Here is a 16,015-nt window from a genome sequence, read left to right as displayed (position 1 = left end):
AAATTTGATTTTATTGATATTTAATTCCTAACGGAGTTCTTATTAATATTAAAAATTGATAAAAAATATTTCGTAGAAATTATATATTGGTAGCAAAAAAAAAATATCGACATGCATTTTTGTCCCGTAGGGACTATACCAAAACATTGTAAACCATTGATAAACGTTAAAAAATCTAATTTTCTACAAAAAATGACTGTAAATGTTTTCTTTCATTAAAATATAATTTTAAAAACCTAAAAAACGATGTATTTTGTTTAAAATGAACTAGTTGTGTTTTTAAAAAATCGATTTCGCTGCACATTGTATTTGTTTTTATTATAACTTTATGAAAACTAAAATTTTTCAGATATGACTGTAGATCAAATACTAAACGCAAAAGGGAAAAATGTTTTTTCAGTACGTTCAACAACAACAGTTTATGAAGCTCTAAAAGTAATGGGCGACAAAAACATAGGTGCTATTCTTGTTATTGACGGAAACGATTTAAAAGGGATTTTGTCTGAAAGAGATTATGCTCGAAAAATTGTTTTAAAAGACAAATCTTCAAAAGAAACATTTGTACATGAAATTATGGAAAGCAATGTTTTTACAGTTCAGCTTTCGAATAATATTGATGATTGTATGGAACTTATGAGTTCAAAAAGAATCCGACATCTGCCAGTTTTAGAAAACGGAACCGTGGTAGGAATAATTTCTATCAGCGACGTTGTAAAGGCAATTATCGAAATTCAAAAAGATACAATTCATCACTTAAACTCTTATATATCACAGTAAACACTTCTATAAAAATGCTTTTTTAAATAGTCCGAATTTTATCGGACTATTTTTTTTGACCCCTCAATTTTGATATTTTAACAAAAGAAAGCACCAAAAGCGCCCCTTTTTAAAACTAAGACTTATATCTTTGTAAGCTAGAATAAAAGCTAAAATAATGAACAAAGAGAGTAAAAAAAGAGAGGCATTACAATACCACGCTGAGCCGACTCCAGGAAAAATTCAGGTAGTTCCAACAAAAAAATACGCAACCCAAAGAGACTTATCGCTGGCTTATTCGCCGGGAGTTGCAGAACCATGTTTAGAAATTGCAGCAAACGTTGAAGACGTTTATAAATATACAGCAAAAGGAAATTTAGTTGCCGTAATTTCAAACGGTACAGCTGTTTTAGGACTTGGAGATATTGGTCCGGAAGCAGGAAAACCTGTAATGGAAGGAAAAGGTTTATTATTTAAAATATTCGCAGATATTGATGTTTTTGATATCGAAGTTGATACAAAAAACGTCGAAGAATTTATCCAGACTGTAAAAAATATCGCTCCAACTTTTGGAGGTATTAATCTTGAAGATATCAAAGCTCCTGAATCTTTCGAAATCGAAAGAAGACTTATAGAAGAATTGAATATTCCGGTAATGCATGACGATCAGCATGGAACAGCAATTATTTCTTCTGCAGCCCTAATCAACGCACTTGAATTAGCAGGGAAAAAAGCAGAAGATGTAAAAGTAGTAGTTTCAGGAGCAGGATCTGCAGCAATTGCTTGTACCGATTTATATGTTTTATTAGGAGTAAAAGTTGAAAATATTTTAATGTTTAATAGTAAAGGACTTTTAACAAAAGACAATCCTTCACTTTCAGAATTACAATTAAAATATGCAGTTGACGGTCCTAAAATTGAATTAGCAGAAGCTGTAAAAGGTGCCGATGTTTTCATCGGATTATCTTCTGGAGATATCTTATCATCGGAAATGTTATTATCAATGAAAAAAAATCCGATTGTTTTTGCAATGGCAAATCCAAATCCGGAGATCGATTATAATTTAGCAGTACAAACTCGTAAAGACGTTATTATGGCTACAGGCCGTTCAGATTTTCCTAATCAGGTAAATAACGTTTTAGGTTTCCCTTATATTTTTAGAGGAGCGTTAGACGTACGTGCTACAAAAATAAACGAAGCTATGAAAATGGCTGCCGTAAAGGCATTGGCTATTTTAGCAAAAGAACCAGTTCCAGAACAGGTTAACGTAGCTTACGGAGCAACAAAATTAGGTTTTGGGCAAGAATATATTATTCCTAAACCATTTGATCCCCGATTGATTACAGTTGTTGCACCAGCAGTAGCAAAAGCAGCAATGGAATCAGGAGTAGCAAAAAATCCTATTACAGACTGGGCAGCTTATGAAGATAAGCTTCGCGAACGTATGGGTAACGATAATAAAATGGTGCGATTAATTACTAATCGTGCTAAATTAGATCCTAAGCGTGTTGTTTTTGCAGAGGCAGATCAGTTAAATGTATTAAAAGCAGCTCAAATTGTTCATGAAGACGGAATTGGTATTCCGGTTTTATTAGGAAGCCGAGAAACTATTCTGGAATTAAAAGAAGAATTAGGTTTTGATGCTGATCTTGAAATCATTGATCCAAAAACAAACGAAGAGGAAGCAAGACGTAACAGATTTGCAAATTCATACTGGGAAACAAGAGAGCGCAGAGGAGTTTCATTGCTTGACGCTCAAAAATTCATGCGCGAAAGAAACTATTTCGCAGCCATGATGGTAAACGAAGGTGAAGCAGATGCTCTGGTTACAGGTTATTCAAGAAGTTATCCAAGCGTTGTAAAACCAATGTTACAATTGGTAGAAAAAGCACACGGAGCCTCGCTTGTAGCAACAGCAAACATGATGCTGACATCTCGTGGACCAATGTTTTTGTCTGATACGGCAATAAACATCAATCCATCATCAGAAGATTTAGTAAATATTGCTTTAATGACGGCAAAAACAGCAAAAATGTTCGGAATTGAACCTGTTATTGCAATGGTTTCTTATTCAAACTTCGGATCATCATCTCATCAAAACGCTTCAAAAGTTAGAGATGCAGTAGCATATTTACATAAAAATCACCCTGAGATGGTCGTAGATGGTGAAATTCAGGCAGACTTTGCATTAAATTCTGAAATGCTTCAGGAAAAATTCCCATTCTCTAAACTGGCAGGAAAAAAGGTAAACACGCTGATATTCCCTAATTTAGAGTCGGCTAATATTACTTATAAGTTGATGAAAGAATTAAATAAATCAGCTTCTATTGGTCCAATTATGATGGGAATGGGCAAACCGGTTCACATTTTTCAGCTAGGAGCAAGCGTTGAAGAAATGGTAAATATGGCAGCAATTGCTGTTATAGACGCTCAGGAAAAAGAAATTAAAAAGAACAAATTAGCACAATAGATTAATAAAAATAAGGATCGAATAATATTGTCTTATTTTTATTGCATTTTTACTATATTTGATTCTTATTAATATTACTATGATAGCACATTTGCAGGGGAAATTAGTTGAAAAAAATCCCACAGAGGTTGTAATTGATTGCGGTGGGGTGGGATACCACGTAAATATTTCGTTACATACTTTTTCATTAATTCCAAATGCTGATTTTATAAAATTGTATACGCATCTTCAAATCAAAGAAGATGCGCATACTTTATATGGTTTTGTAGAAAAATCTGAACGTGAAATTTTTAGAATGTTATTGTCGGTTTCAGGAATTGGCGCAGGCATCGCACGTACAATGCTTTCTTCTATAGAGCCAAAACAAATTATTAATGCAATAGCCGCTGGTGATGTTGGGGTTATTCAGTCCATTAAAGGTATTGGAAACAAAACAGCACAAAGAGTGATACTTGATCTGAAAGAAAAAGTGTTAAAATTGTACGATTTGGACGAAGTTTCCGTAGTTCAGAACAATACAAATAGAGATGAAGCGTTATCTGCTTTGGAAGTTTTAGGATTTGTTAGAAAAACTTCTGAAAAGGTAGTTGAAAAGATCGTCAAAGAAGATCCTGAAGCTACCGTTGAAACGATCATTAAAAAGGCTTTAAAAAGCTTATAAAATCAATTTTTTATAACCAATTGTATGCGTAAAATTTGTATTTTTTTACTGGTTTTATTTTGTGGTAATGTTATACGATCACAAGTAAATCCGGCGGTTCAAGATACAACAAAAACTCAGTTCTCCGTTGGAAAACTTGAGTTGGATAATCCTCCAAGCGTACTTTCGGCTTATAAATACGATCCAATTACAGATCGGTATATTTACACCAATTCGGTTGATGGTTTTTCAATTGATTATCCATTGGTTTTAACTCCAAAAGAATACGAAGATTTAGTTCTAAAAGAATCCAGAAGAGATTATTTTAGAAAAAAAGCCGACGCGATTGATGGTAAGAAAAACGGAGCTCAAGCGGCTAAAAAAGATTTACTGCCTCGATATTATATTAATTCAAGCCTTTTTGAAAGTGTATTTGGAAGTAATACCATAGATGTAAAGCCTACTGGTTCTGTCGAAATGGATTTAGGTCTTCGTTATACGAAACAAGACAATCCAGCCTTTTCACCACGAAACAGATCAAGCCTTACTTTTGATTTTGACCAAAGAATCAGTATGAGTTTGATGGGAAAAATAGGAACAAGATTAGAAGTAAATGCAAATTACGATACACAATCAACATTTGCATTTCAAAACTTATTTAAGCTTGCTTATACGCCATCAGAAGACGATATTATTCAAAAAGTAGAAGTTGGTAACGTAAGTATGCCGCTTAACAGTACGTTAATTCGCGGTGCACAGAGTTTATTTGGTGTAAAAACACAATTACAATTTGGAAGAACAACCATTACAGGTGTTTTCTCCGAACAAAAATCTCAAACAAAAAGCGTAGTTGCGGAAAATGGAGGTACAGTTCAAAACTTTGATTTGTATGCTTTAGATTATGATAATGATCGTCACTTTTTCCTTTCCCAATATTTTAGAAACAAGTACGACGCTTCATTAAAGAATTATCCCTTTATTGATAGCCGTGTACAGATTACAAGATTGGAAGTTTGGGTAACAAACAAACAAAATCGTGTAACAACAAATAATAATAACTTAAGAAATATTATCGCACTTCAGGATTTAGGAGAAGCACAAATTACGGGCGTTCCTGATAATGAAGTAGTGGTTATTAGTTCTACAGCAGGATTTTTCAATAATCCGGTTGACAGCCCAACCAGCAATAACAACAATAAATATGATCCTGCAACAATTGGTCAGGCCGGATCTTTTTTAAATTCGAATATTAGAGAAATCGTAACTGCAAAATCTGGTTTCAATAATACAAATGTAAGCGAAGCAACCGATTATTCTGTTTTAGAAAACGCCAGAAAGTTAACAACTGCAGAATATACTTTTAACCCACAATTAGGATATATTTCGTTACAGCAGCGTTTGGCAAATGACGAAATTCTTGCCGTTGCTTTTGAATATACAGTGGGAGGAAAAGTGTACCAGGTTGGGGAATTTGGTAGTGACGGGGTTGACGCAACAGTTGTTACAGGAAACAACAATGCCAATCAGGCTATTATTACACAGAGTTTAGTTTTAAAAATGCTGAAAAGTAATTTGACAAACGTTCAAAATCCGGTTTGGAACCTGATGATGAAAAACGTTTATCAAATTCCGCAGGCATATCAAATTAAACAAGACGATTTTAGGTTAAATATCCTTTATACAGATCCTTCGCCAATAAATTATATTACGCCGGTTCAGGGATCAACCTTCCCGCCAAATCCTGCGGCTGATATGAAAGTTGAACAAACACCATTATTAAATGTTTTCAACCTAGACCGTTTAAATTACAACAACGACCCACAAGTAGGAGGAGATGGATTCTTCGATTATATTCCGGGAATAACAGTTGATGTTCAAAACGGCCGTATCATTTTTACAACAAAAGAGCCTTTTGGAGAACTTATATTTAAAAAGTTACAGAATGGCGCTGGTGAAAACTATAATGATCCAACAACTTATAATGCAAACCAGCAGAAATACGTATTTAGAAATATGTATCGAAATACACAATCGGGTGCTTTGCAGGATAGCGACAAAAACAAATTTTTATTAAGAGGAAAATACAAATCATCGGGAAGTAACGGAATTCCTATCGGAGCATTCAATGTTCCACAGGGATCTGTTGTCGTAACCGCTGCCGGAAGAAGATTGGTAGAAGGTATCGATTATAGTGTCGATTATCAATTAGGTAGAGTACAGATTCTTGATCCGTCACTTCAGGCTTCGAATACACCAATTGAGGTTTCGTTAGAAAACAATTCAATTTTTGGACAGCAGACACGAAGATTTATGGGATTCAATGTTGAACATAAAATCTCAGACAAATTTGTAATTGGCGGTACCTATTTAAAAATGACAGAAAGACCATTTACTCAAAAATCGAGTTATGGACAAGAATCTGTAAACAATACCATTTTTGGGTTTAATGGTAACTATTCAACCGAAGTTCCGTTTCTGACAAGATTAGCCAATAAACTTCCAAATATTGATACAGATGTCCCTTCGAATTTATCTATTCGCGGAGAAGTAGCATTTTTAAAACCAGATGCGCCAAAAGCCAGTGATTTTGAGGGAGAGGCAACCATTTATGTCGATGATTTTGAAGGTTCGCAATCAACAATAGATATGCGTTCTGCGTATGCATGGAGTTTAGCTTCAACACCATTTATAAATTCCATAAACGACAATACTTTTAATGCCAATTCTAATACTTTAGAATATGGTTTTAAAAGAGCAAAATTATCATGGTATACCATCGATCCGGTTTTTTATTCTTCTAAACCATCCGGAATATCAAACGATGATTTGTCATTAAATACAACAAGAAGAATTTACAGCCGGGAGCTATACCCAAATACAGATATTGCTCAGGGACAAATTCAGGTTGTTAATACATTGGACTTAACCTATTATCCATCAGAAAGAGGACCTTATAATAATAATCCGAATTTTGCAGCGACTAACCCGTCAACAAATTTTGGGGGAATTATGCGTGCTTTAAATTCAACAAACTTTGAGCAGGGAAATGTTGAATACATTCAGTTTTGGGTTCTGGATCCATACGTTGGAAACGGAGAAGCTCCTGCAAATAATACAGGTAAAATTTATTTTAACTTAGGTGAAATATCAGAAGACGTTTTAAAAGACGGAAGAAAACAATATGAAAATGGTTTAGGTCCAGACCAAATAATGGTTAATCCTAGACCACTTTGGGGAGATGTACCAGCTTCACAATCTTTAATTTATGCTTTTGATACAAATCCCGATAACAGAAAAAATCAAGACGTAGGTTTAGACGGGCTTCCAAGTTCAAGAGAGGCAGAAGTTTATACAAATTATGCAGGTGAAGCCGATCCTGCCGGAGATGATTATACTTATTATTTAAATACTGATGGAGGCGTTTTGGAGCGTTATAAAAACTATAACGGAACAGAAGGCAACTCAGCAGTTAGTATTAATGATCCTAATCGCGGCTCAACAACGCTTCCAGATGTTGAAGATATCAATCGTGATAATACCATGAGTACAATTAATGCGTATTATGAATATAGTATTGATGTTAAGCCAGGAATGCAGGTTGGAGAAAACTATATTACTGATATTAGAGAGGTAAGTAATGTCGAACTTCCAAATGGAGGTACAACAACAGCAAGATGGATTCAGTTTAAAATTCCGGTTTCTCAGCCTCAAAATACAATTGGAAATATCACAGATTTTAGATCCATCCGTTTCATGCGTATGTTTATGACAGGATTTAACAGCCAGACAACAGTTCGTTTTGGTGCTTTAGATTTAGTAAGAGGCGAATGGAGAAGATATACAGGAACGCTTGATGCAAACGATCAGAATCCAGATGACGATGGAGTTGAATTTGACGTTGCGGCCGTAAATATTCAGGAAAACGGAACTAAATGTCCAGTTAATTACGTAATACCGCCGGGAGTACGAAGAGAGCAGTTATATAATAACAATACCGTTATCAATCAAAATGAGCAGGCGTTGGCAGTGCGAATTGGCGGTACAGGTTTGCAATATCAGGATTCAAGAGCCGTATTTAAAAACGTAAGTGTTGACATGCGTCAGTACAAAAAACTAAAAATGTTTTTACACGCAGAATCTCTTCCAAATGAAAATACACTTTTAGATGACGAAATGGTAGGTTTCATCCGTTTCGGAAACGACTTTACGCAAAACTTCTATCAGGTTGAGATTCCGTTAAAAGTAACAACAACCGGAGGATCTTGTACTATCAGCCCTGATTTGGTTTGGCTGGAAGAAAACAATATTGACCTGGCTTTGGAATTGCTGACAAAAATGAAAATCAAAGCCATGAATATTGATATCAATTCTTCTAAAAGAGATGTGAATGGTATTTATTATCCGGATAATGACCCGGATGTTGCAGGTGGTGATGGTGACAGTAAATTAACATTAGGTATTAAAGGAAATCCAAACTTTGGTTTAGTTCGAAACTTAATGGTAGGAGTGAAGAGCAGGGCGGATCATAAAGATATTAAAGGAGAAGTTTGGTTCAACGAGCTTCGTTTGGCCGATTTGGAGAATAAAGGCGGAATGGCTGCATTATTAAATGTTGATACTAACATGGCCGATTTTGCAACACTTTCTGCTACTGGTAGAAAAAGTACAATTGGTTTTGGTTCTTTAGAGCAAGGAGCAAATGAACGCAGTCGTGAAGATATACAGCAATATAACATTGTAACAAACTTAAACTTAGGAAAATTGCTTCCTAAAAAATGGGGTATTAACCTGCCATTTAATTACGCTATCGGAGAAGAAGTAATTACACCGGAATATGATCCATTTAATCAGGATATTAAACTAGATCAGTTGCTTAGAGAAACTACCGATGAAGCTGAAAAAGACAATATCAGAACTCGTGCTGTAGATTATACAAAAAGAAAAAGTATCAACTTTATCGGAGTAAGAAAAGACAGAGCACCAGAACAAAAGCCACATGTTTATGATGTAGAAAACTTTACATTCTCTCAATCATACAATCAGGTAGAGCGTCATGATTATGAAGTTGAAAGTTACGAAGATGAACAGTCAAACACGGCTGTAAATTATGCCTATACTTTTCAGCCAAAAGAAGTCGTTCCGTTTAAGAACACTAAATTCATGAAGAAAAGCGATTACTGGAAATTATTGAGCGATATCAATTTTAATTATCTTCCTTCAAATATATCTTTTAACTCTAATATTTTAAGACAAAGCAATCGTCAGCAATATAGAGAAGTAGAAACACAGGGAATTGGACTAGATCCGCTTTACAGAAGAAACTTTGCGTTTAATTATCAGTATGGTTTTGGCTTTAACCTAACCAAATCATTAAAACTGAATTACAGTGCAACATCAAATAATATTGTTAGAAACTTCTTAAACGACGATAATACACCAAAAGAAGATTTTAATATTTGGGATGATTACTGGGATATTGGAACACCAAATCAGCATGCACAGCAATTGGTGCTGAATTATGAAATTCCAATTAACAAAATCCCAATTTTCAGTTTCGTAAAAGCTAGTTATTCGTATACGGCTGATTATAGCTGGCAGCGTTCATCAACAGCATTTTCTCAATATGAAGATCCTGACACCGGAACTATTTATGATTTAGGAAATACGATTCAAAACGCAAATTCAAATACACTTACAACTACCTTAAATATGGGGACGCTGTATAAGTATTTGGGATTGACACCTGGTGCAAAAAAACAGGCAAAACCTAAACCGACAGCACCGCCAAAACCAGGTGAGAAAATCGTAAACACAGCAAAACCTGTTGTAAGCAGCAGCCCGTTTTATGATGGTTTGATTGGTGTATTAACGAGTTTAAAAAATGTACAGATTAATTACACTAAGAACAGTGGAACAGTTTTACCGGGTTATACACCAAGTATTGGTTTCTTAGGAACATCTAAACCAACATTAGGATTTATTTTTGGAAGTCAGGATGATGTGCGTTATGAGGCTGCTAAAAACGGATGGCTGACAACCTATCAGGATTTTAATCAAAGTTATTCGCAGGTTACAAACAAGCTTTTGAAAATAACAGCTAATATTGATTTATTACCGGATTTAAAAGTAGATTTATCAATGGATCGTTCTTATTCTGAAAATACCTCAGAGCAGTATAGTGTCGATCAGACAACACATGAATATAAGCCGTTGTCTCCTTATACATATGGAATGTTTTCTATTTCTACTGTATTGATAAAAACAGCATTTTCAACAAGTAATGAAAATGAGTCCGCAGCATTTGACGATTTTAGAAACAACCGCTTAATAATAGCAAATCGTCTGGCAGAAGAACGTTATGGTTCTAGCGCAGCGATTCCAAGATATGGAGATGCAAATAACCCGATTCCGGCAGAAACAGCTCCAAATTATGCGATTTATGCAGCAAATGAAGGATATCCTATAGGGTATACAAAAAGTAATCAGGCTGTATTATTGCCGGCTTTCATAGCAGCATATACAGGAAGCAATGCTGCAAATTCGTCTACGGACATATTTAGAAGTTTTCCAATACCAAACTGGAGTATTAAGTATAATGGTTTGATGCGTTACAAATATTTCAAAGATAAATTTAAGCGTTTCTCATTACAGCATAATTATAGAGCATCGTATACGATTAATCAGTTCAGATCTAATTTTGATTATAACAATACGCCAAAAGTGCAGGATGTAAATACCAATTTCTATAACCCGATTGTAATGTCGAATATTAATCTGGTAGAACAATTCAGCCCGTTAATTAGAATGGATTTTGAATTGAAAAGTTCTTTACGAGTTCTTTCTGAAATCAAAAAAGACCGAGCTTTGTCTATGAGCTTTGATAACAATCTGCTTACTGAGGTAAAAGGAATTGAATATGTTGTTGGTTTAGGATATAGATTTAAAGATGTTATATTCTCATCCAGACTGGCAGATAATCCTACAGGAATTATTAAAAGTGATATTAATATAAAAGCTGATTTTTCTTTTAGAAACAATGAAACCTTAGTTCGTTATTTAGACTATGATAACAACCAATTGGCAGCCGGTCAAAATATCTGGTCATTAAAGTTGACAGCCGATTATTCGTTTAGTAAAAACTTAACCGCAATATTCTATTACGATCACTCGTTTTCAAAAGCAGTTATTTCAACATCATACCCAATAACAAATATCAGGTCAGGTTTTACACTTCGTTATAATTTCGGAAATTAAATTTAGGTTTCTAACCAAGATATTATTAGAAGATTATTACATTTGTTGCAGAATTATTAAAATATCAATTTTCAAACATACTATTATGAGCATACCAGCAAATTTAAAGTACACAAAAGATCACGAATGGGTTAGCATCGAAGGCGATGTTGCGACTGTAGGAATTACTCATTTTGCACAAAAAGAGTTAGGAGATATCGTGTATGTTGAAGTAGAAACTTTAGATCAGACACTTGATAAAGATGAGGTTTTTGGAACAGTTGAAGCTGTAAAAACAGTTTCGGATTTGTTTTTGCCTTTAACTGGAGAAATTATTGCTTTTAATGAAGATTTAGAAAGCTCACCAGAGACAGTAAATTCTGATCCTTACGGAGCTGGATGGATGATCAAAGTTAAAATTGCAAATCCTTCTGAAATAGATACTTTATTATCTGACGAAGCTTATAAACAACTTATCGGTGCCTAAACAATTATTGTTAATCTGGGCAATTATATGCTCTGGAATCATTGCGTATTTTTGTTTGATTGATTCAAGCAAAATTCCGGCAGTAAATTTTCCGAGTATTGACAAGATTGTTCATTTTTGTTTTCACTTTGGTTTTACAATTTCCTGGATTTTATTTTTCAAGAAAGAATTAAAAGGAAGAGAGGCTAATGATTACAAAGCATATTTGATTTCATTTATTTTTTCTGTTTTCTTCGGGATAACGATCGAAATTCTGCAAAGTGTTTTAACAACAACAAGGGCGTCAGATGTAACAGATGTTTTAGCAAACTCGTTAGGTGCATTTGCGGCTGTTTTTTCTTCGATAGCTTTTAAAAAACAAATCGATAAAATATAAGAATATAATTACCCACTTCGGTGGGTTTTTTATTAGCATAAAATCAAGCTTTTAAAAAGAGTTTTTTTCTGAATTTAAATGTATTTTTGCCCCATTCGATCAACTTCAATATTATGAATATTAAGCAATACTTAGATTCTACCTATTTAAAAACTGCTTCTCAGGCCGGAATTTCGGAAGAGGATAATATTGTTGTAGTTAAAAATGCCATTTCTGAAGCGATTCGCGAAAAATTTAAATTAATAATGATTCGTCCTGAATATGTGAGTCTGGCCAAAGAAATGATATTAAAAGCAAATTCAAATCTGCTTGTTGGTACGGTTATAGATTTTCCACAAGGAAATTCAAATCTGGAAACCAAAATAAAAGAAGCCAATGAAGCGATAAAAAATGGTGCCGATGATTTAGATTTTGTCTGTAATTATGAAGCTTTCAAAAATGGGAATGTTTCGTTAATAAAAGAAGAAATCTTAATGGGAACTCAAATTGGTCTTGCCAATAATAAAACTGTAAAATGGATTATTGAAGCTGCAGCTTTAACGGATAAAGAAATTATACAGCTTTCGGCTTTAATAAAAAATGTTATCATATCGAATTTTAAAGAAGAAGATTACGCTTCGGTTTTTGTAAAATCTTCAACAGGATTTTATATAACCGAAAATAATCTGCCAAACGGAGCAACAGTTCCCACTATTATAATGATGCTCGAAAATGCATCACCTTTGCCTGTAAAAGCAGCTGGCGGTGTAAGATCGTATGAAGATGCAATACAAATGATTCGTTTAGGTGTTAAGCGCATCGGAACATCGGCGGCAAAAACAATTGCAGACGGAAACAATACCACAAATCAATATTAAAATAAAAGCCTCAATCTACGTGAATAAGTTTTTTTTATCTCTTGTTATTTTACTAACTCCTTTGTTTGTTTTTTCTCAGGAAACAAATATAAAACAAGGTTTTACAGCAGAACAATTTCCTGTTTTTCCGCATTGTGAAAATCTTCAGTCTAAAAATTTACAAAACTGCTTTTATAGAGAAGTTCAGAATTTTGTATATGATAATTTTAATGTTCCGGAAAATTTAAAACAAAACAATTACAAAGGTGAAGTAAAAGTGCTTTTTGAAGTTGATGCAAATGGGGAATTTAAAGTACTTTACGTAAATGCGGATAACGAATTATTATCTGAGGAAGCAAAAAATGTTTTTGGGAAATTTCCAAAAATAAAACCTTCAACTTATAGTGGAAAACCAACGTATTCTAAATATACAATTTCAATTGACATTCCTTTAAAAAGTGCAGACCAAATTGCGGCAGAAGCTTTGGCGGCATTCGAAATCGAAAAACCGCTTGAAAAACCAATGACAGAGCTCGACAGTATTGTTTATAAAAAATACAATATGCCGGAATTCGAAAGTCATTTAAACATACCTTTTTCTCATAGTTATTACGCGCAGTTTGATGGTGCAATGAATCAGGTTGGAAGTAACAATCATACTGCTTCAAAGCCTTACACGTATGCTGAGGTTTCAAAATATTATAATTTAAAAGCAGTAAACGAATCTCTTCAGAAAAAAGTTTCGGGCTGGTGGGGCAGAAAACTTTGGAATGAAAATCTTGTTCAGATTCAGGGTGAAGATTATTGGCTGGTATTAAATCCAATTCTGGATTTGCAAATGGGAAAAGCCTCAGATCTTGATGCTTCCTATTCTTATGTAAATACACGAGGGCTTAATTTTAGAGGAGGTTTAGGGAAGCAAATCAATTTTACGACAACTGTTTTTGAAAGTCAGGGAAGATTTGCAGGTTATTACAACGATTATGCAGAAACATTAAAACCTTCAGGAGGAAATCCGGCTATTATTCCAGGAATAGGAATAGCAAAACGATTTAAGACTGATGCCTACGATTTTCCTTTAGCGGAAGCTAATATTACTTTTGCACCAAGTCATATTTTTGATTTTCAGCTTGGTTATGGCAGAAATTTTATTGGAGATGGATATCGCTCTTTACTTGAAAGCGATGGGGCAAGTCCTTATCCATATTTTAAAATCAACACCACTTTTTGGAAGATCAAATATACCAATACTTATATGTGGCTCAAAGATGTTCGCTCGGACGTAACGGTAGACAGAACATATGCGAGTAAATATATGGCAAACCATTATTTGAGCTGGAATGTTTCGAATAAGCTAAATGTAGGTTTCTTTGAGTCTGTAGTCTGGACAGATACCAACAACAGAGGATTTGATGTTAACTTTGTAAATCCGATTATTTTTTATCGTTCTGTGGAGTTTGCTTCATCGTCACGAAGCGGAAATGCTCTTTTAGGAGCTACGGCTAAGTATAAATGGAATAACAATATTAATTTATATGGTCAGTTTTTGCTGGATGAATTCTCGATTGGTGATATGAAAGCTGGAGATAAAAGCTGGAAAAATAAATTTGGATACCAGTTAGGGGCTAAATATTACAACGCTTTTGAAGTAAAAGACCTTCTTTTGCAGTTAGAATACAATCATGTTCGTCCTTATGTATATTCTCATAGTGATCCAATTACCAATTATGGGCATAATAACCAGAGTGTTGGACACCAGTGGGGAGGAAACTTTGACGAATTTGTTGCAATTGGACGCTATCATAAAGGACGTCTTTTTGCAGATGCAAAATTTACAGTTGGTAAAAGAGGTTTAGACTTTGATACTGCTGAAAACAGCTATAATTACGGAGGAAATATTTATAAGGATTACGACTTAAATCGTCCGTATGATAAAGGTGTAAAAGTAGGGCAAGGGAATAAAACCAATGTTTTTATAGCCGATATTCAGGGAGGATATTTAGTTAATCCGATAACTAATTTAAAACTATTTGGAAGTTTTATTTATAGAAACTTTGATCCAACTCAGGAAACTGCTGCAACATTTAAGCAAAGTACAACCTGGTTTACTATCGGATTACGATCTGATATCTTTAACTGGTATTTTGATTACTAGGATTTTTAATAAGATTTTTCGAAATAATAGTGTTAAAGATTGGTAAGTTCTTATTCTGTAAAGGTTTTATTGAAAAAAATCTAATTTTAAAGTTCTAAATTCTATAATCTAATTTGTACATTTGCACCACTCAAAAAAAATATACAAAGACTACAGTATTGAACTCTGCTAAAAATACAATTTCAATAAAATCAATATTTCTGGATTTCAAAGAGATAACTAAAGCCGGTTTGGCTATTAGTGTTTTGTTTTCTTCAATAGCAGGATATTTATTAGGTGTTAATAGTGAACATCCTTTCAAATGGAGTGTTTTACTTATTTTGTCAATAGGCGGATATTGTATGGTTGGAGCTTCAAATGCTTTTAATCAGGTAATTGAAAAAGATATCGATTCGTTAATGGACCGAACAAAAAATCGTCCGGTTCCCTCTGGACGAATGTCACCATTGACGGCATTAATCGTTGCAAGTCTGCTTACTATTATAGGTATTGCATTGTTGTATACCATAAATGCAAAGTCAGCAATGTTTGCTGCAATTTCAATATTTTTATATACAAGCATATATACTCCATTAAAAACCGTAACTTCATTATCGGTTTTTGTTGGAGCTTTTCCGGGCGCTATTCCGTTTATGTTAGGATGGGTTGCGGCAACGGGAGAATTCGGTATCGAAGCCGGAACATTATTTTTAATTCAGTTTTTCTGGCAGTTTCCTCATTTTTGGGCTATTGGATGGTTTTTGTATGATGATTATGCGAAAGCAGGTATTTTCATGCTGCCAACAGGAAATAAAGATAGAAAAACAGCTTTGCAGGTTATTTTATATACGATTTGGTTAATAATAGCATCTTTGTTACCTGTTTTAGGATATACAGGACAGTTGTTTATTTCGCCAATCGCAGCCGTTCTAGTGTTTTTATTAGGTTTGTGGATGTTGTTTTATGCGGTGCGTTTGTATCAGTTAAGAACACCAAAGGCAGCAAGAACATTAATGTTGGTGAGTGTTTCGTATATTTCGTTGCTGCAGATTGTATTTATAGTAGATAAATTTTTAAGATAGT

At 34.1% G+C, this 16,015-nt stretch carries 9 protein-coding genes; all 9 read left to right on the top strand.

Annotation, left to right across the window (positions count from 1 at the left end):
- Positions 1-351: 351 nt before the first annotated feature.
- The 9 genes from BUC29_RS01355 (at position 352) to cyoE (ending at position 16,014) form a co-directional block, all read left to right on the top strand.
- On the top strand, positions 352-777 hold the full coding sequence (locus tag BUC29_RS01355; RefSeq protein WP_073412637.1) for a CBS domain-containing protein: 426 nt from the start codon (positions 352-354) through the stop codon (positions 775-777).
- A gap of 157 nt (positions 778-934) precedes the next feature.
- Positions 935-3,226: an NADP-dependent malic enzyme gene (locus BUC29_RS01350; protein WP_073412635.1), complete on the top strand. Its 2,292-nt coding sequence runs from the start codon at positions 935-937 to the stop codon at positions 3,224-3,226.
- Positions 3,227-3,305: 79 nt separating this feature from the next.
- Complete coding sequence (gene ruvA / locus BUC29_RS01345; protein WP_073412632.1) at positions 3,306-3,887, top strand: Holliday junction branch migration protein RuvA; 582 nt, start codon at positions 3,306-3,308, stop codon at positions 3,885-3,887.
- Positions 3,888-3,911: 24 nt separating this feature from the next.
- The gene (gene sov, locus BUC29_RS01340) at positions 3,912-11,120 is read left to right on the top strand and encodes a T9SS outer membrane translocon Sov/SprA (protein WP_073412630.1); all 7,209 of its coding nucleotides are present in this window, start codon (positions 3,912-3,914) and stop codon (positions 11,118-11,120) included.
- A gap of 85 nt (positions 11,121-11,205) precedes the next feature.
- Entirely contained in the window at positions 11,206-11,586 is a 381-nt protein-coding gene (gcvH, locus tag BUC29_RS01335; protein ID WP_073412628.1) for a glycine cleavage system protein GcvH, read from the top strand.
- Entirely contained in the window at positions 11,579-11,962 is a 384-nt protein-coding gene (locus tag BUC29_RS01330) for a VanZ family protein (RefSeq protein WP_073412626.1), read from the top strand. Before gcvH ends, BUC29_RS01330 begins: the two co-directional genes overlap by 8 nt.
- Positions 11,963-12,075: 113 nt before the next feature.
- A complete protein-coding gene (gene deoC, locus BUC29_RS01325) occupies positions 12,076-12,819 on the top strand; it encodes a deoxyribose-phosphate aldolase (protein ID WP_073412624.1) in 744 nt (247 codons plus the stop codon).
- A gap of 19 nt (positions 12,820-12,838) precedes the next feature.
- A complete protein-coding gene (locus tag BUC29_RS01320) occupies positions 12,839-14,953 on the top strand; it encodes an energy transducer TonB (protein WP_073413561.1) in 2,115 nt (704 codons plus the stop codon).
- A 158-nt stretch (positions 14,954-15,111) separates the two neighbouring features.
- Positions 15,112-16,014 carry a heme o synthase gene (cyoE, locus tag BUC29_RS01315; protein ID WP_073412622.1) on the top strand — a complete coding sequence of 301 codons (903 nt, stop codon included), beginning with the start codon at positions 15,112-15,114 and terminating at the stop codon, positions 16,012-16,014.
- Position 16,015 lies beyond the last annotated feature (1 nt).

The organism is Flavobacterium defluvii, assembly GCF_900129555.1.
GTDB lineage: Bacteria > Bacteroidota > Bacteroidia > Flavobacteriales > Flavobacteriaceae > Flavobacterium > Flavobacterium defluvii.
Note: the sequence above shows the minus strand (reverse complement) of the source record. Positions and strands in the feature narration are given on the sequence as shown.

Excerpts from the sequence above, each read along its gene's own strand:
- deoC (WP_073412624.1), top strand. The coding sequence starts at position 12,076 with ATGAATATTAAGCAATACTTAGATTCTACCTATTTAAAAACTGCTTCT.
- BUC29_RS01355 (WP_073412637.1), top strand. The coding sequence starts at position 352 with ATGACTGTAGATCAAATACTAAACGCAAAAGGGAAAAATGTTTTTTCA.
- gcvH (WP_073412628.1), top strand. The coding sequence starts at position 11,206 with ATGAGCATACCAGCAAATTTAAAGTACACAAAAGATCACGAATGGGTT.
- BUC29_RS01350 (WP_073412635.1), top strand. The coding sequence starts at position 935 with ATGAACAAAGAGAGTAAAAAAAGAGAGGCATTACAATACCACGCTGAG.
- ruvA (WP_073412632.1), top strand. The coding sequence starts at position 3,306 with ATGATAGCACATTTGCAGGGGAAATTAGTTGAAAAAAATCCCACAGAG.
- sov (WP_073412630.1), top strand. The coding sequence starts at position 3,912 with ATGCGTAAAATTTGTATTTTTTTACTGGTTTTATTTTGTGGTAATGTT.